We start from the raw sequence: 19890 nt of genomic DNA on the forward strand, positions 1-19890 counted from the left end.
GGCTTTTTTGTAAACATCAAAAACCAGTAATCAAAGAAAGGAACAAGATAGCAGCTCTGCTATTTTTCATAAAAAGACATGAACTTTACAGAAGACTACGATATTATCGTTATTGGTGCGGGACACGCTGGAGTCGAAGCGAGTCTGGCTGCCAGCCGTATGGGAGCTAAAACCCTCCTTGCCACCCTCAATGTTGACATGCTGGCCTTTATGCCCTGCAACCCGTCTGTTGGCGGCTCTGCCAAGGGCATTGTCGTTCGCGAGATTGACGCTCTGGGGGGCGAGATGGGGCGCAACATCGACAAGTCCTATATCCAGATGAAGATGCTCAACACCGGCAAGGGCCCTGCTGTCCGTGCGCTTCGTGCTCAGGCAGACAAGGCGCTCTACGCCCAGCTGATGAAGCAAACCGTTGAGCGTCAAGAGAACCTCACGCTTCGCCAGTCCGAGATTGTAGAGGTTTTAGTGGACAATGGGCAGGTGATCGGTGTGAAGACAGCTACTGGACAGGCCTTTTCGGCAGCAGCGGTCGTTGTTACCACAGGGACAGCCCTGCGGGGGGAAATCATCATCGGAGACCTCAAGTATTCGTCTGGTCCAAATAATAGCCTAGCGTCTGTCAAGCTGGCGGACAACCTCAAAGAGCTAGGGCTAGAAATTGGACGCTTCAAGACAGGAACGCCGCCACGTATCAAGGCGTCCTCTATCGACTACTCGGTGACCGAAATCCAGCCGGGCGATGATAAGCCCAATCACTTCTCCTTCCTATCCAAGGACGAGGACTATGTGACCGACCAAGTGCCTTGCTGGCTGACCTATACCAATGAGACCAGCCACCAGATTATCAATGACAACCTCCACAGAGCTCCGATGTTTTCAGGTGTGGTCAAGGGTGTTGGACCTCGCTACTGCCCATCCATTGAGGATAAGATTGTCCGCTTTGCCGACAAGGAACGTCACCAGCTCTTCCTTGAGCCAGAAGGTCGAAACACCGAAGAAATCTACGTTCAAGGGCTGTCCACCAGCCTACCGGAAGATGTTCAAAAAGAACTGCTCCACTCTATCAAGGGCTTAGAAAATGCAGAGATGATGCGGACAGGCTATGCCATCGAGTACGACATCGTTCTGCCTCACCAGCTCCGTGCGACCTTGGAGACCAAGTCCATCAGTGGTCTTTTCACAGCGGGTCAGACCAATGGCACATCGGGTTATGAAGAAGCCGCTGGACAGGGCTTGATAGCAGGGATTAACGCGGCACTCAAGGTTCAGGGCAAGCCTGAGCTGATTTTGGGACGGAGTGATGGCTATATCGGGGTCATGATTGATGACCTCGTGACCAAGGGGACGCTGGAGCCTTACCGTCTCTTGACCTCACGGGCAGAGTATCGCCTCATTCTCCGCCATGACAATGCCGACATGCGATTGACACCGATTGGTCGCAAAGTTGGACTGGTAGCCGATGACCGCTGGGCCATGTTCCAAGAAAAGAAAGACCAATTTGAACGTGAGATGGCACGTCTTGCCAGCATTAAACTCAAACCCGTCAAGGAGACCAATGAGCATGTTCAAGCCCTTGGCTTCAAGCCGTTGACCGATGCCATGACGGCTAAGGACTTCATGCGCCGACCTGAGATTGACTATGCTGTGGTGACCCAGTTTGTCGGTGAAGCGGCGGAGCCACTGGATGGTAAAGTAATCGAGCTGATTGAAACCGAGATTAAGTACGAGGGCTATATCGCTAAAGCGCTCGATCAGGTGGACAAGATGAAGCGCATGGAAGAAAAGCGGATTCCATCTGACATTGACTGGGATGACATCGACTCTATTGCTACCGAAGCCCGTCAGAAGTTTAAGAAAATCAATCCTGAAACCATCGGACAGGCTAGCCGAATTTCAGGGGTCAACCCAGCTGATATTTCTATCCTGATGGTTTATCTGGAGGGCAAAGGGCGGTCGATTGCTAAGAACAAGCAGGGCTAACCATGGCGGAACCTCTCTTTTACGGTCTTGACCTTGATCAGCATAGCCGTTGCAGGCATTATCATAGCGAACTGGATATTGTCGCTCTCAAATGTGGGCAATGCCAGCGGTATTATGCCTGTTACCAATGCCATGATGTCTTAACAGACCATGTCTTTCAGGTAACCTCTGCTAACGAGCTACACCCCGTGTTATGCGGTGTCTGCCGTCAGCAACTGTCCTTATCTGATTATAAAACAGGCGCTTGCCCGCTCTGCCAGTCGCCCTTTAATCCCAAGTGCAGTAACCACTACGATATTTATTTTGAAAAATAAGTAAAAAACGCTTGACAACTTATATATATAATGGTTTTGTTGAGTTAAATGGAGGTTTCACATGAAACTAATTGGAAAATTTATGGCAAAGAAGATTGCTAGTTTAGTTGTTCTTGTGTTGATAGCGCTAAGTCTGGTGTTTCACTTTCGAGAGCAGTTTTTTGGTGGGATATTAACGAGTAAATACAGCTTTGTCATCAAGCGCTTTGAGCGTGAAAATCAGCTGGTCGTTGCTGGTGTAGATGTTGAGACGACAGCGGAGCAAGTGTTTACCAACAAGCATTTCAAAGACTGGCCTGAGTGGACTGAGCCTTTGACCAAAGCACTTGTCGGACGAGATTTGGTGGCTGAAATTCCTGTTAAAACCGAGTTTAAACTGGAGTTGAAGGGGTTGGATAAGAGTGACCTAACCATAACAAACAGCGTTTTGAGCTTTAAGAAACCACTGACGGTCTACGTTGATTCGCAAGCTACTGGCGTGCCTGTCATCAAAAAAAGCGGGAGTGGCTTAGTTGATAAGGCAGTTGACCTCTTTACCTCTGGGCAAAAAGCACAGGAGTTTCTCGCTGAAAAAAGCCAAGAAGCCATCTACGAGACCTCAGAGCATGTCCTTGATGACCTAGACCGCCAAAAAAAAGTAGCGACGTTTGCCAGTCAGAGTTTGGAGCAACTGCTCAACCTCGATCGTGACGATAAACTGATGGTAGAGCTGACCGTGGATGACCTTGAGTTTATCAATGTTGACAAGCCTTAATAAAACTTCCTCACTTATCCTCTTACAAGAAGCCAAGGGCCAGACCAGCTAGCCTTTGGTTTTTTATTCGAACAAATGTTAACTGAAATAAAAATAAGGTTGACAAACATAGGTAGCTTTTGCTATGATGAGAATAGAGAAGCTGTTTTCAAAATGCTAGATGACGAGACTTGCTTTCTGTAAAGTTTTCAAGAAATCACAACATCTTGCCTAGTTCAACGATAGCATCTTGATAAAGAAAGGACTTATTTTATCATGTTTCAGAGTAAATCTCTCGCTCAAATGGCGCTGGTGACAGCCCTGATCTGTGTTTTGGGATTTTTGCCACCTATTTCCCTAGGTGTTATACCTGTTCCAATCGTCTTGCAAAATATGGGTGTGATGCTGGCAGCCGCTTTGCTGGGAGGCACTCGAGGAAGCCTGAGTGTTCTGTTATTTTTGATGATTGGGTTAGTCTTGCCAGTCTTTACAGGCGGGAATACCACTCTACCTGTCCTCACTGGACCGACGGCTGGTTACGTTGTGGCTTGGCTGGCTGTACCCCTGTTGTATGAGGGCTTAACACGATTGGTAAAACCTTCTCGATGGATTACGGATGCTATCTTACTTTGGTTGGCAAGCCTTCCTGTGGTGTATCTGCTTGGTGTCTTTTGGTTGCAATATTTTTCTGATATGACGTGGACAGATTTATTGTTGTCTAACCTGATTTTTGTGCCAGGAGATACGATTAAAGTGATTATCGCAACAGTTATTGCTAGACGGTTAATCAGGAGTGGAGTTGTTCAAGGCCGTTATTGATGCTTTAAAGTAACCGCCCTGCGGCAACTACTTGTCTTGTTCTAGCATCACGATTCGTTTCATCATGTTTTAGGGCAAATATCAGGTGTCAAATTATTTATCTTGTCAACTACCAAAATACCAGATATTTTAGAGCTGTCATTGCATGTCTAATGATATTTTTGAAAAAAATTGAATTAGGTTATTGACAAGTATTGAATGGTTTGCTATAATTGTTTTTGTTGTTAAGACAACAAGCCATTCGCGGGGATGGCGGAATTGGCAGACGCGCAGGACTAAGGATCCTGTGGCCGCTTTAGGCCGTGTGGGTTCAAGTCCCACTCTCCGCATACCTCACCAGTCATTGACTGGTTTTCTTTTTGCCTTAAAACCAAGTTAACTCAGGCTCCAAACAGTCGCTCATGATTTTAGTTGTCGATTTAACTGAAAAATATTGCATTTTTATTTGAAAAGAAGTATAATAGATTTGTTGAGGGATTATTGCAGATCTGCAAGTTAATCTTTTCACAAAAGGCTTTGCCTGATAAAATTTTATTTGATTTTCATAAGGAGGAAATCGCAAATGGTAGTTAAAGTTGGTATTAACGGTTTCGGACGTATCGGTCGTCTTGCTTTCCGCTTGATCCAAGGTTTGGAAGGTGTTGAAGTAACTCGCATCAACGACTTGACAGATCCAAATATGTTGGCTCACCTCTTGAAATACGACACAACTCAAGGTCGTTTTGACGGTACTGTTGAAGTTAAAGATGGTGGTTTTGAAGTAAATGGTAACTTCGTTCGCGTATCAGCTGAAGCTGATCCAGCAAACATCGACTGGGCAACTGAAGGTGTTGACATCGTATTGGAAGCTACTGGTTTCTTCGCTTCAAAAGAAAAAGCAGAAAAACACTTGCACGCTAACGGCGCGAAAAAAGTTGTGATCACTGCTCCTGGTGGTAACGATGTGAAAACTGTTGTATTTAACACTAACCACGACATCCTTGATGGTACTGAAACAGTTATCTCAGGTGCATCATGTACAACTAACTGCTTGGCACCAATGGCTAAAGCCCTTCACGATGCTTTTGGTATCCAAAAAGGTCTCATGACAACTATCCACGGTTACACTGGTGACCAAAACACTTTGGATGCACCACACCGTAACGGTGACCTCCGTCGTGCGCGCGCTGCTGCTGTAAACATCGTTCCTAACTCAACTGGTGCAGCTAAAGCTATCGGTTTGGTAATTCCTGAGTTGAACGGTAAACTTGACGGTGCTGCACAACGTGTTCCAGTTCCAACAGGTTCTGTAACTGAATTGGTTGTTACTCTTGAAAAAGAAGCTTCAGTTGAAGCTATCAACGCTCACATGAAGTCAGTAGCTAACGAGTCTTACGGTTACACAGAAGACCCAATCGTATCTTCTGATATCGTAGGTATCTCTTACGGTTCACTCTTTGATGCGACTCAAACTAAAGTGTTGACTGTTGACGGTCAACAATTGGTAAAAGTTGTATCTTGGTACGACAACGAAATGTCTTACACTGCTCAATTGGTTCGTACACTTGAGTACTTTGCAAAAATCGCTAAATAAGAATTGAACGAGGGAATTTTCCCTCGTTTTTTGCTAATGTCAACTCAGTTATCGTGATAGGCTAGCAAAATATATTAAATCAGTTTGCTTAGCTGATACCGAAGATGACGACAGGTTCACCCTGTGACTAATGACTAATGTCAGTTGATGTTTCGGTTGTTCGGAGAATGATAGCTCAGTTCAAGGATCATGTGGAACTTATTTATAATCATTATTGACAAGCGTGTATAGTTTGCTATACTAGAAACAGGAGATGAAGCAGATGAGTGAACAATTTTCGAGCAAATTAAATATCCTGCGTGCAGGAGTTCTTGGGGCAAATAATGGGATTGTGTTCATTGTAGGTGTTGTCATCGGGGTGGCATCAGCGACAACTGATCAATGGGTGATTTTTTTGTCGGGGATGTCAGCTGTTTTAGCAGGCGCTTTTTCGATGGCAGGTGGAGAGTATGTCTCTGTCCCAACTCAGAAGGATACTGAGCAGGCAGCGACAGAAAAAGAACGGCGGCTCTACACCGAACACCCTGACGCTGCTCGGCTATCTCTCAAAGCTATCTATATGGCGCGTGGGGAGTGTGAAACAGCAGCAGAGTTTATGGTTAATAAAGCTTTTGCCAAGAATCCCGTTAAAACTTTGGTGGAAGAAAAATACAATATGGATTTTGAAGCCTTTACCAACCCATGGCATGCGGCATTGTCTAGTTTTCTTGCTTTTGTGGCAGGCGCTGTATTTCCGATGCTTGCGGTGATGCTTTTTCCTGTTTCGATTCGTATTCCTGCAACAGTGTTAGTCGTTATCCTGTCCTTGTTTGTGACAGGTTATACTAGTGCCAGACTGGGCGAAGCACCGATTGTTCCTGCTGTTGGTCGTAACATTATGGTTGGTCTGTTGACCATATTTGTGACCTTTGTGATTGGTCATCTGTTGGTGACAGGAGTTGTTGGGTAGTTTTTTGAAAAATAGCAGATCTAAAGATGTGGTTTTTAGCTCTTTTATTTTTATCTAAAAATGTCAAAACAGACCTGAATATATTAAATGTATTGTATTTTTTTGTTTATTTTTATTAAAATACTTGACAAAAAAAGTTTGCCGTGTTAAAGTGACGTAGAATAGAAAGCGCTATCATAAAAGGAGACTTATTGAATGAAGCATTTATTCGATAAACAAAATAAATATAGTATTCGAAAATTCTCAATCGGTGTCTGCTCAGCAGTTATTGGATTGAGCTTTTTGAGTGCCGGTACAGCTTATGCTGAAGAAACAGGGGTTCAGCCTGTTCAGCCACCTGTTCCAGCTGGACCAACTGGAGCAGCTTCGCTAGAAAGTACCCAAGATGGTGCTGTGGCAGAAAAAGAGGTTGAGGAAGTTGTTGCACCTGAGTCAACTAAATTTGAAGTGAGCGGGGAAGCAAAAACGGAAAGTGCCGTGCGCACAATTGATGAGGTAGTTTCTGTTGATAAGAATTACGCTCAAGCAGATAACGTAAAAGAAGGATTCCCTGCGACAAATGCTGTTGACGGTAGTGAAGCTACAGCTTGGGTCGGTATTGGAGAAACTGAGAAGCCGAAACTGACAGTTCGCTTGGACGATGTTGCCAGAGTTGAGCGCATCACTTATCAAGCGATGCAAGATGGCAAATCATCTCTGGGAAGTAGCTACCACAACGAAGCAGGAGTTGCTGCCAATGGCTACATCGAGTACAGTAAAACTGGTGAAGAGGGTAGCTGGAAGAAAGTGACCTTTACAGCTGTTGAACAGCAAGATGGTCAGCCACATATGCTTAATAAACCAGAAAATGAGGGGGCAGCTTATCAACGTCGTGGAAACCGCATGCCGATTGATTTTGTGATTGAACCGGTAGATGCGAAATATTTCCGCTTGACTGCTACCAATACACTTGTAGGGAATGCTGCACCTGCCAATACTCAGCCACACCTTGTCTCTGCCTCCAAGTTTATTCCTCAGGGTAAGAAGCTTGTTATTGAAGAAACGGTTACTGAAACCTTAGTAACTGATGAAAAACATTACATTGATGATGTGACCAAATATAAAGATCAAGAAGAGCTGGTCAGTGAAGCTGTTGCAGGCAAACGAGTGACTGTAACGACTTATGAAGCACAAAATGGTGAAAAGACCTCAACGAAGCTTGGAGAATCTGCCGTAACTATTATAAATCCTAAAATGGCAGTCTACCGTCGGGGAACATTGGAACGTCCAATACAGACACCTCCTCAAGCTCCGGCAGCTGTACGGTTGTTTAATGCTCCTCTGCAACAGGATGGAGAAACAGTCAGCCAGGTTGCAGTAACGCTCCCACAAGAAGCAGTAGCTAGTCATGTTGTCAAACTAAAAACCAATGACGCTCAAGTTCTAAAAGAGCTTACTCTTGAAGAATCTCACTTAGAAGATGGCATTGCAGTGCTTGCGCTCGACAGATTACTAGAAAACGGTCAGACTTATGCGGTGACTATCGCTACTGTTCAAGGTCTTGAATCAGATCCTAAGACATTTGTAGCTGATACTGTTGCCCCTCCAGCAGCTGTTTCAGCAGACTTTGTCGCTGGAACTCGTCAAGTAGATGTTGTTCTACCTGAAGGAGTTCAAGCAGGTGAGTTAGCTATTGTCATTAACCCAGAAGGCACAACTCAAGAGACTTATTTTATCGGTTATGCAAGCATTCCAACAGGTGAGCGTCGTGTACAAGTGACTGTTAATCAGGACTTGCTCGCTGAAAAAACCTACAACGTTCAATTGATGGATGCTACGAACAACTTGTCTCCGATGATTGAAGCTGCAGTTCGTCAGCAAACTCCACCGTCTGCGCCTACATCAACACTGACACCGGTTTACCCACCAGTAGAAACGGTGGAAGGTGAGTATAATAGACCAGCCTCCTCTGTTGGACGTATCACCAACGTCACATTTGAGAATGGTACAGCTTCCATCACTTACGAAACAGGTCATAAGGCTCAGGTTAACTTCTATAACGACCACGTTTTCCGCTTCAATATCGAAAAAGAGGGCGCAGAGTTCGTTTCTAACCCAGAGCTTGTTCATGCTGGTCGTCCGGCTAATATCACTCTGAAAAATCAAGCGAACTACCAAGAAACCTATGGTCAAATCGGTAAATTAGTTGATGAAGAATCACGCTATATCCTCGAAACACCAAAAGTGTTGGTTATCTTTGATAAGAAAACCTCACTCATGTCTGTTTATGACCGTGAGAAGAATGCTTATGTGACCAAAGAAGTAGCGCCTGTTTCTATCGCTGGTGGTAAAACAACTCAGACCTTAGCCCAAACAGAGGACGAACAGTTCTTTGGTGGCGGTATGCAAAACGGTCGCTTCACGCACAAGGGTGAAAAAATCAATATTGTCAATGAGAACAACTGGATTGATGGTTCAGTAGCTTCCCCAGCACCATTTTACTGGTCAAGTAAGGGTTACGGTGTGATGCGCCATACCTTCCGCCCAGGCCAGTATGATTTTGGTACGGATAATCAAGCGCAACTCACCAGCACCCACAACGAAGAGCGTTTTGATGCCTTCTACTTCATCAATTCAAAACCAGCAGATATCTTAAAAGACTATCATGAATTGACAGGTGCTCCGGCTGTCTTGCCAGAATATGCACTCTACTTGGGTCACTTGAATGCTTATAACCGTGACTACTGGCGTGAAGTGCCTAAAGGTACAGCAGGCGCAGTTCTCTTTGAAGATGGTAAATACTATAAAGAGTTTGATGGGCGTAGCCACACCGTACAGCCAGGAGACATCAAGGAAAACTTGAACGGTGATACACCAGAGAGCCATCAGTTCTCTGCTCGTGCCGTGATTGAACGCTATAAACGGCTGAACTTACCTCTTGGGTGGTTCTTGCCAAACGATGGTTATGGAGCTGGTTATGGTCAGACAGAGACTTTAGATGGTAATATTCAGAACCTGAAAGCCTTTGTTGAGTGGGCAAAACAAAATAACGTTGAAGTTGGCCTTTGGACACAGGCAGATCTTTACTCAACACGTGGTGATGTGGTTACTCACCGTGATATCGATAAAGAGGTTGGTACAGCAGGTATCCGTGCCATTAAGACTGACGTGGCTTGGGTAGGTCCTGGTTACAACTTTGGTCTCAATGGTGTTGATGAAGGGGCTAAGCTTCTGACTGAAAAGAGTGGAGAGGATAAGGCTCGTCCGTTCATCGTCTCTCTCGATGGCTGGGCTGGTACTCAGCGTAGTGCTGGTATCTGGTCTGGTGACCAACGTGGTGGTGAGTGGGAGTATATTCGTTTCCATATCCCAACTTACATCGGTCTAGGCTTGTCTGGTAACCCGAATATGGGTTCTGACATGGATGGTATCTTTGGTGGCGGTAATGCCGTTATCAACGCTCGTGATTATCAGTGGAAGGCTTTCACATCTATCCTGATGAACATGGATGGTTGGGGGAATGAGCCTAAGACACCATTCTCATTTGATGATCGCACGACAGACATCAACCGTATGTCTATGAAGCTCAAATCAACTCTGGTGCCTTATGCTTACTCAACAGGGCATGATGCCTCTGTTTCTGGTAAGCCAATCGTGCGCGCCATGTTGATTGACTTCTCAGATCAGCCACTGGCTTACACCAAAGCTGTGCAGTACCAGTACATGTACGGTGATAACTTCCTCGTTGCACCTATTTATAAAAATACAGCCATGAAGGAAAACGGCGATGATGTCAGAAACAACATCTTCTTGCCGGCTGGAGCTGAGTGGATTGACCTCTACACTGGTCAAAAATACGAGGGTGGTCAAGTTCTAAACAACTACGAAGCGCCTCTGTGGAAACTTCCAGTATTTGTTAAAAACGGCGCTATTATCCCAATGACTAACGCCAATAATAATCCGGCAGAGATTGACCGTGGTAACCGCTTGATCCAATTCTACCCACACAAGGTTAGCGAGTTCAAACTCTATGAGGATGACGGTAAGAGCGTAGACTACAAAGCAGGTAAAGTCGCAACCACTCTGATTAAGAGTGTGGCGGACGACTCTAACACAACAGGTCGTGCGGTCTTGACAATCGAACGCACTGAGGGTGACTTTGACGGCTTCAAGAAAGATAAAACCACTGAGCTTCACGTCAATGTCTCTAAAGATGTCGAGTCTGTACAAGTTAAGGTCAACGGTCAATCGGTAGAAGTTCGTCGTGTTAATACGCTGGAAGAGTACAGCAAGGGCACAAACGTCTTCTTCTACCACAAAGATACGAAACTTGCAACTTATAACCCAACCAGTGCAGAGATTAAGGCGCTCGATGTGACCATGAACGACTTGCTGAAAATCAAGTTGGCGGCTCATGACGTGACAACCAACAAGGTTGAGGTAACAATCAACGGCTTTAGCAACGCCAAAGCTACTGAGCAAGCACCAGAAGGTCTTGAAGCACCAGCTACACCAACAAATCTGGCAACACCAGAGGACACTGTCAGCGCTAAAGCTATTAAAGCGACCTGGTCAGCTTCTGACAACGCGACATCATACGATGTTGAACACAACGGTGTCCTTTACAGAAATATCAAAGCGACTGAATTCAACTTTGATGGATTAAACCCAGGCACCTCCCACACCTTTAAGGTGCGTGCGGTTAATGCTAAAGGCACATCTGATTGGTCAGACGCTGTGACAGCAGAGACTAAGAATGACCCGTGGGCAGAAGCGATTGAAATTAACCCAGCAAGCGTTACAACTAATATCAGAACACAGGGTGGTCAAGGGATTGACAAACTCTTTGACAAGAAAAAAGGTGCACAGTTCCACAGCCGTTGGGATGAGCAAGTAGCAGCAGGTTCTTACATCCGTGTAGACCTTGGTGGCGTTTATGATCTTGATTATCTTGAGTACCATCAGCGCAATGACGGTGGTGTCAATGGTCGCGTGATTTGGGCTAAGATTTGGACCAGTGAAGATGGCGAGACTTGGGACTTTACAGGAACTGCTGACTGGCGTAGTGCTTCCAACACAGTTGGTAAACACACTCTCGACAAACGAGCACGTTATGTTCACTTCCAAGTGGATAGTAGTCAAAACGGCTTTATCTCTGGTGAAGAAATGCTGATCTTCAAGAAACCAGGAACACGTATGTTTGTGCCAGGTGACATCAGTAACGACGGACGGATTACCAACGATGATAAAACCTCCTTCCTCAACTACGCAGGTTTACGTCGTGCAGATAGTGACTTTGGTGGCTATGTTGAGCGTGCAGATGCCAATAAAAATGGTTTGATTGATGCTTATGACATCAGTATCGCAGCTGTTCAACTTGACGGCGGTGTTACTGAGCGCTCAACAGTTGCTCCAAGTGGTAACCTGCGCTTTGAAGCTGAGAAGCTGGATGTGAAGACTGGTGAGGAAGTTAAGGTTTACCTGATTGCTGATGACTTAGCAGCTGTCAATGCGTTGACATCAACCTTCCAAGTGAGTGAAGCAGACTTTGAATTGGTTGCTCGCGGTAATGTGACTCCTGAGAGCTTTACGAAGCAGGCAGAGAACTTCTCACAAAGTCGCACGCGTTCTGGTCAACATGATGTTGTCTTCTCATTCATTAACTTTGGTCAAAAAGAATTGCTGAGCGGTTCAGGTCGAGTGGCTTATGTGACACTTAAAGCAAAACGTGACGCTGTCTTGAACTTCACATCTCAGGATAATATTCTTGTTGGCAATGATTTGCGCCGTGCAGCAGTTGATAACCAACCAGTGACAGCGTTGATTAACTATACAGAAGCCCCAGCGGTACCAACGAATGTGACTGTTAGCCGTCCAACCCACGGTAGTGTCAGTCTCACATGGGATGCTGTACCGCAGGCAGTTCGCTACATTGTTGAACAAGAAGCTGATGGTCAGTTTGTTGAAGTTGGACGCACCAATGAGCCACACTTCAACGTTTATAACCTCGCTCCTGTATCAACTTACACATTCCGTGTCCGTGCGACAAACCCAATTGGTCAATCAGAAGCAACAGAAGCAGTATCTGCTACGACTGTAGCGAAAGATTTAGCTAAGAAGTTGGTTGTTGCGGAGAAAACAGCAAGCACACCAGAACAGCCTAACGAACCATTGAGCAACTTCTTTGATGGTGATGAAAACACCATTTACCATAGCCAATGGCAGAAGACAGACGCTGTGCCATCAAGCTTAACTCTTGACTTGGGTGAGGAGAAAGCGCTGAGCCATCTGATTTATGTCCCACGCCCAGCAGCTTCAAACGGAACAATCACAGGCTTAACGGTTGAGACTAGCAATGATGGTCAGACATGGGCCCCAACAGGAGAAACTATCCGTTGGAACCGTAATGCTCTGGATAAGATTGCTTTTCTTCCAGAAGGAACAGAAGCCCGTTATATCCGTATCAATTGGTTAACCAGTGTTGGTGGATTCGTATCAGGTCAAGAGCTTTATGTGATTGAGGCCACTCCAGATTCAGAGCCAACTCCAAATCAAAATGACACCACACAACCACCGCGTCAAATTACTGACGTCAACCCTCAAACTGACTCAGGTATCATCGCAGAGGTTCAATCAGCGGATGCCAAGGTGGCAGGCTTGAGAGTGGTCTTCCACAAAGAAACTAACAACCCTGAAACACCAGCCATCCTCAAAGGCACCGACTACGACCTCTTTGACATCGAGCTGGTTGACACAGATGGAAACATCGTCAAGCCAACTGATCCAGTTGACGTCTACCTGCCAATTGATGACGGCAAAGACGTCGCTCAAGTGGTTTACTTGCCAAATAGTGACCAGAGCCATGCTCTGCCATTCACAACAATAACTCGTGATGGCAAGCGCTATGCCAAATTCACCGCAGAGCACTTCAGTGAGTATGGTATTGTTTATGAGCCACAATCAACACCAGATCCAGACCATGTTCCGACCCCAGGAACCCCTGGTCAAGGTGGGGACACCTCAAATCCTGGGAACTCAGGCATTAACCAAGGTAACACACCAGACACTGGTAATACACCAAATAAACCTGTGGACAAGGCTAAGTTGGCGACTGATTTGCTTAAATCAATTGATGCATCCAACTTGACTGACGAGCAAAAAGGCGAATTGGCTGTCAAGGTGGCCTTCGCAGAAACTGAAGCTGAACTCGAAGCCATCAAGGCAGAAGTTGCTAAGCTTGTTAAAGCAACAAGCCAATCATCAGCTCCTGTAGCTTCAGCACTAGCCTCAGCGACAGTAGGTAAGAAGGGACTCCCTGCAACAGGCGATGTNCAGCTCCTGTAGCTTCAGCACTAGCCTCAGCGACAGTAGGTAAGAAGGGACTCCCTGCAACAGGCGATGCCCAAACAGCTCTAGCTGCTGTCGGCGCAACAGCCCTCTTATCAGCCCTAGGCTTAGCCGGACTGAGAAGACGAGCTAGATAAGCTAATAAAAACTAGATTGGTCATGAACCAGTCTAGTTTTTTAGCAAATACACATTTAAGTTAGAAAACCTCAATTATGTTATAATAAAAAAAGATAGCTATTCAAAGCAGTAGTTTCAAAGGAGGATATTGTGGACATTAGACTGGCTTTCCCGAGTGAAGTTAATCAAATCATGGAAATTATTGGCGATGCGAGACGCCATATCGCTGGCTATGGGAGTGACCAATGGCAGGGCGCTTATCCTGACCGTGAAATCATTGTTGAGGATATCTTGCAAGGCTATGGTCAAGTTGCTGTGGTAGACGGTCGAGTAGCAGCCTATGTTGCCATGATGGGTCATGAGCTAGCTTATGACTGTCTATTGACAGGGAGTTGGAGACAGCCTGATAAAACTGATTATCTTACCTTTCATCGGATAGCGGTCGCGGAGGCCTTTCGTGGGCAAGGAGTCATCTTGGCCCTCTTGGAAGGTTTGATGGAAGTCCGTCAAACCAAAACCTTTCGTGCGGATACCCATCCTGCCAATAAAGCGATGCAGCATATTTTTACCAAGCTAGGATTTCAACAGGTAGGTATTGCTCAGTTACCAGATGGTGAACGGCTGGCTTACGAAAAGGTAGCTTCAGAAAAAGGGTGATGGTCTTTGCCTATGGCTGATCCATTTGACCAGTATAACGGTCTTTTGGCATAGTTACAATTCATTAGATTTAGACTAGGGTAAATAAACTTCTGGACAGATAAGCAGAGTGGCGGTCTACTACACAAGTATTCACTCACAAACTTCCAGCAGGTCTGCTGGTTAGCACTCAAGAAAATTACCGTGTCAGCGATAGCACTCTCGAGTAGTAGCTTTGGCTGTGATTTACCCACAGGATAGTCTTATGAATGAAGAAATTAAAAAAAGGAGCAGACAGATGTTGTTTGGAGGAATAGACGAAAAGGAAAGCAAGCGTGTGGAGAAAGAGGCGCGCAAGAAGGCTAGAGAGGCTCTTCGGGACCGGTTTGAAGCCACCTACTTTACAGTTCCTGGTGATAGTTTGGTGGGAACCTATAGTGTGCTGGTAGACAAGGAGACAGGCGTAGAGTATCTGTCAAATGGACATGGGCTGACGCCGCTTTTGAACGCAGAAGGCAAGCCAAAGGTGCGCCCGTGACTCTTGTCAAAGCTTGCTATGTGTCGCCCATCGGTGAACTTTCTTTGGTAGCTGATGAGACAGGCTTAGTCGGCGCTTGGTTTCTGGGGCAAGCTCACTTTGAGCGAGGGATAAAAGAGCCTGTAGAAATGGGAGATTCTGTCATCCTTCTGCAGGCAGTGGAGTGGCTGGAGAGCTACTTTGCAGGCGAGGTGCTCGAAGTAGCTGTTCCCTTATCTCCTCAAGGTACTGCTTTTCAACAGCGGGTTTGGTCGGAGTTGGCAACCATTCCCTATGGACAGACCTGTACTTATAAGGCCTTAGCAGACCGCCTGCAATGCCGCTCTAGCCAAGCTGTTGGTGGAGCAGTTGGGAAAAATCCTCTGTCCATCTTCATTCCCTGTCACCGTATATTAGGAAGTGATGGGAGTTTGACGGGTTACGCAGGAGGCTTGGAGCGAAAAAGTTGGCTGTTGGCACATGAAGAAAGTCTCTCCAAATCAACTGACTAGCTCGGCTATGAGACAACAGAAAGGAAATATCATGACCTATCTCTACTATGAATACCCTAAATGCAGTACCTGTAAGGCTGCTAAGAAAGAGCTGAACCAGCTGGGTGTGGCGTTTGAAGCCATTGACATCAAGGCAACACCTCCGACAGCAAGCCAGCTCAAGGAATGGATGGCAGCGACTGGATTGGAGCTAAAGAAATACTTTAATACCTCTGGCAACAGTTACCGTACCTTGGGGCTCAAAGATCGTTTTGACAGTCTGACGGAGGAAGAAGCCTTGGCTTTGCTAGCGGCAGATGGCATGTTGATCAAGAGACCACTCCTCATCAAGGATGGGAAAATCCTGCAAATCGGCTACAAAACACCTTATGAAGAATTGGGGGTGCAGTAAGATGAGCCGTATCTACCAGATGAGTTTTGCTTCGGTCTACCAAGCCTTGGTCAATAAGGTGGAGCGAAAAGGCCATGCAGGTGCTGATGTCTCCCGAGTGACCGCTTGGTTGACAGGCTATAGCATGGAAGAAGTGAGCGATTTTCGTCAATCAGAAGTAACCTTTGGTGATGTCTTTAGACAGGCTCCTGCCTACCATCCAGACCGCACTTTGATTACTGGCAAGATTTGTGGGGTGCAGATTGAGGAGATTACAGATCCTCTTATGCAGGAAATCCGTCGTTTGGACAAGTTGGTGGACTGGCTGGCCAAGGGAAAAACGGTGGAAGAAACATTGGCTAAGTACACCGCTAAATAATAAAAATTGAGAGTGGGACAAAAATCGGTCATTCGTCAGAATTCGATGAGTCGTTAGTCCACCTCCGAACAGTTGAGTAGAGCTGTAAAAACTGATAAAATCAACGAATTAGAGCCAACTCGACCATTGTGCCTTGCTTGAAAATTAAAAATCACTTGAGAGGTTAGGACTTTTGTCCCAACCTCAATTTATTTATACTTGAAAAGTAATCCTGCCAGAGCAGCTAAGGCTCTTGGTTGAAGGCTCGCATTTTAGTTATAGCTAAAAACTATAACCAGCTCCATAAAAAGACTATTATGCAAACTATTTTTTGTCTGTTATAATAAATTCATCTTAAACATTAACCAAAAAGGGAGAGATGAAATTGTAAAAAAATACTTTGAACATGTTGGTAGTTTTTTGCGACCAGAGGCGTTGAGAGTAGCTCGCGAAGAGTTTACAGCAGGTAAAATTTCTGCTGAGGAGCTTACAGCGATTGAAGATGAGGCCATCACAGAACTCGTCGATAAGCAGATTTCGGCTGGCTTGGAAAAAGTCACAGACGGTGAGTTCCGTTGTCTTTACTGGTACTTGGATTTTTTCTGGGGATTTAATGGTATCGACCATATCCAGGCAGCCGAGGGCTATAAGTTCCATGACGAGACGACCAAGGCTGACTCGGCCATCCTTTCTGGGAAAATCACCGGGCACAACCATCCGTTTGTTGAGCACTACAAATTTCTGGCTCAGCTGGTTGAGGGACGAGGTGTCGAAGCCAAATACACCATTCCAGCTCCTTCTCAGTTCTATTTTGAGTTGATTCGTGATGCTGAGCATGTGGCCAAGTTACAAGAGATTTACCCTGATGTTGAGGAGTTGCGTCGAGATATCCAGGCAGCTTATTTACAAGTGATCAATGATTTGGTTGTAGCTGGTCTCAAGACCCTGCAGGTCGATGACTGTACCTGGGGTGTCTTGGTTGATGACAACTTCTTAACGGCTTGGGGTGCCCTTCAAGGACAAACAAAGGATGAGGTGCGTGAGAGCCTTGCTCAGCTATTTTTAACCCTTAATAATAACGTCTATGAGCATGTGCCGGCTGGGCTTTTGGTCAATACCCATGTGTGTCGTGGGAATTACCACTCAACCTGGGTTTCTCAAGGGGGCTACAACCCAATTGCTAAGGAACTTTTGCGGACGAAGCAGCAAAGACCTACTTCCTTGAGTTCGACAACGAACGTTCAGGTGGTTTTGAACCATTGGCAGAATTCAAAGACCCTGAAAAGGTTGCGGTATTGGGGTTGATTACTTCAAAATTCCCAGAATTAGAAGACAAGGCAGCGCTCATTGAGCGCATCAAGGAAGCTAGTCAGTATATCCCGCTGGAGCAGCTCTGGATTTCTACCCAGTGTGGCTTTGCCTCAACGGAAGAAGGCAATATCCTGACTGATGAGAACCAGTGGAATAAGCTGAAACTGGTCAAAGAGGTTATTGACGAGGTTTGGGGATAGGACAGGAGGAATTACAGATGACAAAAAAATATTTTGAGCACGTTGGGAGCTTTTTGCGTCCTGAAGAATTAAAAACAGCTAGAGCCCAGTTTGCCGCGGGCGAAATCAGTCAAGAAGAGCTGACGGCTATCGAGGATCGTTTAATTACTGAGTTGGTCGATAAGCAGGTGGCGGTCGGTCTTGAGAAAATCACGGATGGCGAATTCCGTCGTGCCAACTGGCATGTGGATTTCTTCTGGGGATTTGAGGGCATTGAGCGGTCTCAGTACGGTGAGGGGCTATATTTTGCTGGTGTCGAGACCAATGACGACTCGGCGATTGTCACTGGTAAAATCAGCTTTAACAAAGCAACTCATCCCTTTATCCAACATTACCGCTTTATCAAACAGCTCGCTGATGAACGAGGAGTAGAGGCTAAGCTGACTATTCCAGCCCCAGCCCAGTGTTTGATTGAATTGCAGCGCGGTAGCAATCTCGAGAAGGCTTTAGCAGTTTACCCCAACCCAGCTGATCTAGCACAGGACTTAGCAGCGGCTTATCGTCAGGCTATTCTAGCTTTTTATGACGAAGGGGCTCGCACCATTCAGTTGGATGATTGTACTTGGGGAGCTATCATGGACGATGAGTTCTTCCAGTCTGTCATTAAAGGCGTGGACAAAGATTTCTTGAGAGAGAATTTCTTGCGAATCAATAATACCGCCATCGTTGACCTGCCAGAAGACCTGCAAATCAATACTCACGTTTTCCGAGGCAATTACCAATCCACCTATCTGACTTCTGGCCCTTATACCCCAGTAGCGGAAACCCTCTTTGGTCGTGAAAATGCGACAGCCTATTTCCTAGAGTATGACAACGACCGTTCTGGTGGCTTTGAACCGCTAGCAGAGTTCAAAAACCCTGACAAGGTGGCTGTCCTAGGTCTTGTGACGACTAAGGACGGTAAACTGGAAGACAAAGAGCAGCTGATTGCCCGCATCAAGGAAGCTAGCCAGCATATCCCGTTGGAACAGCTCTGGTTGGCAACCCAATGTGGCTTTGCCTCAACAGAAGAAGGAAGCATTTTGACTGATGAGGACCAGTGGAACAAGCTGAAACTGGTCAAAGAGGTCATCGATGAGGTTTGGGGCTAATGAATACCCGTCGTCTGGCTCAAATTGCTTTACTATCAGCCCTTAGCGTAGCGCTTCGCTACGCTTTTGGCGCTTTTCCAAACATCAAACCAATCACCGCCATATTTCTCGTCCTATCCATTACCCTAGGTCTAGCAGATAGCCTGATGGTGATGGCATTGACCATGGTGGTCACCTCCTTTATTTTTGGTTTTGGTCCTTGGGTGCTCTGGCAGCTACTGGCCTACGGGGTGGTTCTATTTTTGTGGAAAATGCTGTGCTACCCCTTAACAAAGTCTTTAAAATCTGCTACAATAAGAGGAGTTGCTCAATCCGTTCTGGCTGGGCTGATGGGGATTTTATACGGTCTGGTGATTGATAGTGTGTCTGCCTTGTTCTACCAAATGCCAATCTGGGCTTATCTGCTCAACGGTATTAGTTTTAACCTGGCGCATGCGATCTCAACAGCCTTATTTTATCCGATTATTGTTACTATTTTTGCTCGACTAGAGCAACTAACCCACTAAAGGAGACCTCCCATGAAAAAACGACTATCATCTATCCTTGCCTTGATGGCAGTGCTCAGTGTGACAGGCTGTGCAGCTGTGCGATTGGAACAAGAAAAAACGACACCAACAACAAGTCAGGTGTCAGAACAAATGGTACAGCTGGTCGTGAAGACTGGCGAAACACAGACAGAACAATCGGTTCCACTCAAAGAGGGCGAGACAGTACTTGACCTCTTGAAAGCTCATCACGATGTTGAAGAAACCGATGGCTTTGTTACGGCCATTGACGGTGTTAAGCAAGACGAAGCTGCTAAACTTTACTGGATGTACAAGGTCAACGATGTGATGGCAGATAAATCTGCGGCAGAACTGACACCAAAAGCCGGGGATGTGATTGAATTTTACCAAGAAAAATTTTAAATCGTTTTATCGCACCCGATCGGTGCGATTTTTTAAGGTTGTGTAATACTTGACGAAATAAAAAGCCCTAACGGACTTTTGAACCGCACCCCAAAAGTTAGACAGATAATCTAACGAATGGGGTGCTTTTTTATGA

At 45.8% G+C, this 19890-nt stretch carries 15 protein-coding genes, 1 tRNA gene and 2 pseudogenes; all 18 read left to right on the forward strand.

The features are described 5' to 3' along the window. Positions 1-78 precede the first annotated feature (78 nt). The 18 genes and pseudogenes from mnmG (at position 79) to ACERC8_RS06735 (ending at position 19754) form a co-directional block, all read left to right on the forward strand. Entirely contained in the window at positions 79-1980 is a 1902-nt protein-coding gene (gene mnmG, locus ACERC8_RS06650) for a tRNA uridine-5-carboxymethylaminomethyl(34) synthesis enzyme MnmG (protein WP_373659115.1), read from the forward strand. Between the two features lie 2 nt (positions 1981-1982). After that, complete coding sequence (locus ACERC8_RS06655) at positions 1983-2294, forward strand: CHY zinc finger protein (RefSeq protein WP_373659116.1); 312 nt, start codon at positions 1983-1985, stop codon at positions 2292-2294. A gap of 61 nt (positions 2295-2355) precedes the next feature. Beyond that, entirely contained in the window at positions 2356-3048 is a 693-nt protein-coding gene (locus ACERC8_RS06660; protein WP_373659117.1) for a hypothetical protein, read from the forward strand. A gap of 255 nt (positions 3049-3303) precedes the next feature. Next, complete coding sequence (locus tag ACERC8_RS06665) at positions 3304-3846, forward strand: biotin transporter BioY (protein ID WP_373659118.1); 543 nt, start codon at positions 3304-3306, stop codon at positions 3844-3846. Between the two features lie 243 nt (positions 3847-4089). Next, positions 4090-4175 (forward strand) — tRNA-Leu (locus tag ACERC8_RS06670). Positions 4176-4408: 233 nt separating this feature from the next. Further along, positions 4409-5419 (forward strand): type I glyceraldehyde-3-phosphate dehydrogenase, encoded by a 1011-nt coding sequence (gene gap, locus ACERC8_RS06675; protein WP_018368865.1) that lies wholly within the window; start codon positions 4409-4411, stop codon positions 5417-5419. Between the two features lie 262 nt (positions 5420-5681). Beyond that, positions 5682-6368, forward strand: coding sequence for a VIT family protein (locus tag ACERC8_RS06680; protein ID WP_373659119.1), 687 nt, complete (start codon positions 5682-5684; stop codon positions 6366-6368). 195 nt (positions 6369-6563) lie between these two features. Beyond that, positions 6564-13691: a discoidin domain-containing protein gene (locus ACERC8_RS06685; protein ID WP_373659120.1), complete on the forward strand. Its 7128-nt coding sequence runs from the start codon at positions 6564-6566 to the stop codon at positions 13689-13691. 38 nt (positions 13692-13729) lie between these two features. Then, a pseudogene (locus ACERC8_RS06690) lies at positions 13730-13831 on the forward strand (LPXTG cell wall anchor domain-containing protein); the annotation flags it as partial. Between the two features lie 131 nt (positions 13832-13962). Continuing rightward, complete coding sequence (locus tag ACERC8_RS06695) at positions 13963-14469, forward strand: N-acetyltransferase family protein (protein WP_373659121.1); 507 nt, start codon at positions 13963-13965, stop codon at positions 14467-14469. Positions 14470-14713: 244 nt separating this feature from the next. Beyond that, the gene (locus ACERC8_RS06700) at positions 14714-14986 is read left to right on the forward strand and encodes a DUF6440 family protein (protein ID WP_373659122.1); all 273 of its coding nucleotides are present in this window, start codon (positions 14714-14716) and stop codon (positions 14984-14986) included. Then, positions 14983-15477, forward strand: a complete 495-nt coding sequence (locus tag ACERC8_RS06705) for a methylated-DNA--[protein]-cysteine S-methyltransferase (RefSeq protein ID WP_373659123.1) — start codon at positions 14983-14985, stop codon at positions 15475-15477. The genes ACERC8_RS06700 and ACERC8_RS06705 overlap by 4 nt, the downstream gene beginning before the upstream one ends. A gap of 31 nt (positions 15478-15508) precedes the next feature. Then, positions 15509-15868 (forward strand): Spx/MgsR family RNA polymerase-binding regulatory protein, encoded by a 360-nt coding sequence (locus ACERC8_RS06710; RefSeq protein WP_373659124.1) that lies wholly within the window; start codon positions 15509-15511, stop codon positions 15866-15868. Then, positions 15846-16226 (forward strand): DUF2200 domain-containing protein, encoded by a 381-nt coding sequence (locus tag ACERC8_RS06715; RefSeq protein ID WP_373659125.1) that lies wholly within the window; start codon positions 15846-15848, stop codon positions 16224-16226. The genes ACERC8_RS06710 and ACERC8_RS06715 overlap by 23 nt, the downstream gene beginning before the upstream one ends. Positions 16227-16589: 363 nt before the next feature. Further along, positions 16590-17716, forward strand: a pseudogene (locus ACERC8_RS06720) (5-methyltetrahydropteroyltriglutamate--homocysteine S-methyltransferase). Between the two features lie 17 nt (positions 17717-17733). Continuing rightward, complete coding sequence (locus tag ACERC8_RS06725) at positions 17734-18846, forward strand: 5-methyltetrahydropteroyltriglutamate--homocysteine S-methyltransferase (RefSeq protein WP_373659126.1); 1113 nt, start codon at positions 17734-17736, stop codon at positions 18844-18846. After that, positions 18846-19352, forward strand: a complete 507-nt coding sequence (locus ACERC8_RS06730) for an ECF transporter S component (RefSeq protein WP_373659127.1) — start codon at positions 18846-18848, stop codon at positions 19350-19352. The genes ACERC8_RS06725 and ACERC8_RS06730 overlap by 1 nt, the downstream gene beginning before the upstream one ends. Positions 19353-19364: 12 nt before the next feature. Next, entirely contained in the window at positions 19365-19754 is a 390-nt protein-coding gene (locus ACERC8_RS06735; protein WP_373659128.1) for a DUF4430 domain-containing protein, read from the forward strand. The last annotated feature ends 136 nt before the right edge of the window (positions 19755-19890 follow it).

This window comes from Streptococcus sp. E29BA (assembly GCF_041807805.1).
Classification (GTDB): domain Bacteria; phylum Bacillota; class Bacilli; order Lactobacillales; family Streptococcaceae; genus Streptococcus; species Streptococcus entericus.

Coding starts and splice junctions, on each gene's coding strand:
- mnmG (WP_373659115.1), top strand. CDS start 79: ATGAACTTTACAGAAGACTACGATATTATCGTTATTGGTGCGGGACAC.
- ACERC8_RS06655 (WP_373659116.1), top strand. CDS start 1,983: ATGGCGGAACCTCTCTTTTACGGTCTTGACCTTGATCAGCATAGCCGT.
- ACERC8_RS06660 (WP_373659117.1), top strand. CDS start 2,356: ATGAAACTAATTGGAAAATTTATGGCAAAGAAGATTGCTAGTTTAGTT.
- ACERC8_RS06665 (WP_373659118.1), top strand. CDS start 3,304: ATGTTTCAGAGTAAATCTCTCGCTCAAATGGCGCTGGTGACAGCCCTG.
- gap (WP_018368865.1), top strand. CDS start 4,409: ATGGTAGTTAAAGTTGGTATTAACGGTTTCGGACGTATCGGTCGTCTT.
- ACERC8_RS06680 (WP_373659119.1), top strand. CDS start 5,682: ATGAGTGAACAATTTTCGAGCAAATTAAATATCCTGCGTGCAGGAGTT.
- ACERC8_RS06700 (WP_373659122.1), top strand. CDS start 14,714: ATGAATGAAGAAATTAAAAAAAGGAGCAGACAGATGTTGTTTGGAGGA.
- ACERC8_RS06710 (WP_373659124.1), top strand. CDS start 15,509: ATGACCTATCTCTACTATGAATACCCTAAATGCAGTACCTGTAAGGCT.
- ACERC8_RS06715 (WP_373659125.1), top strand. CDS start 15,846: ATGAAGAATTGGGGGTGCAGTAAGATGAGCCGTATCTACCAGATGAGT.
- ACERC8_RS06725 (WP_373659126.1), top strand. CDS start 17,734: ATGACAAAAAAATATTTTGAGCACGTTGGGAGCTTTTTGCGTCCTGAA.
- ACERC8_RS06730 (WP_373659127.1), top strand. CDS start 18,846: ATGAATACCCGTCGTCTGGCTCAAATTGCTTTACTATCAGCCCTTAGC.
- ACERC8_RS06735 (WP_373659128.1), top strand. CDS start 19,365: ATGAAAAAACGACTATCATCTATCCTTGCCTTGATGGCAGTGCTCAGT.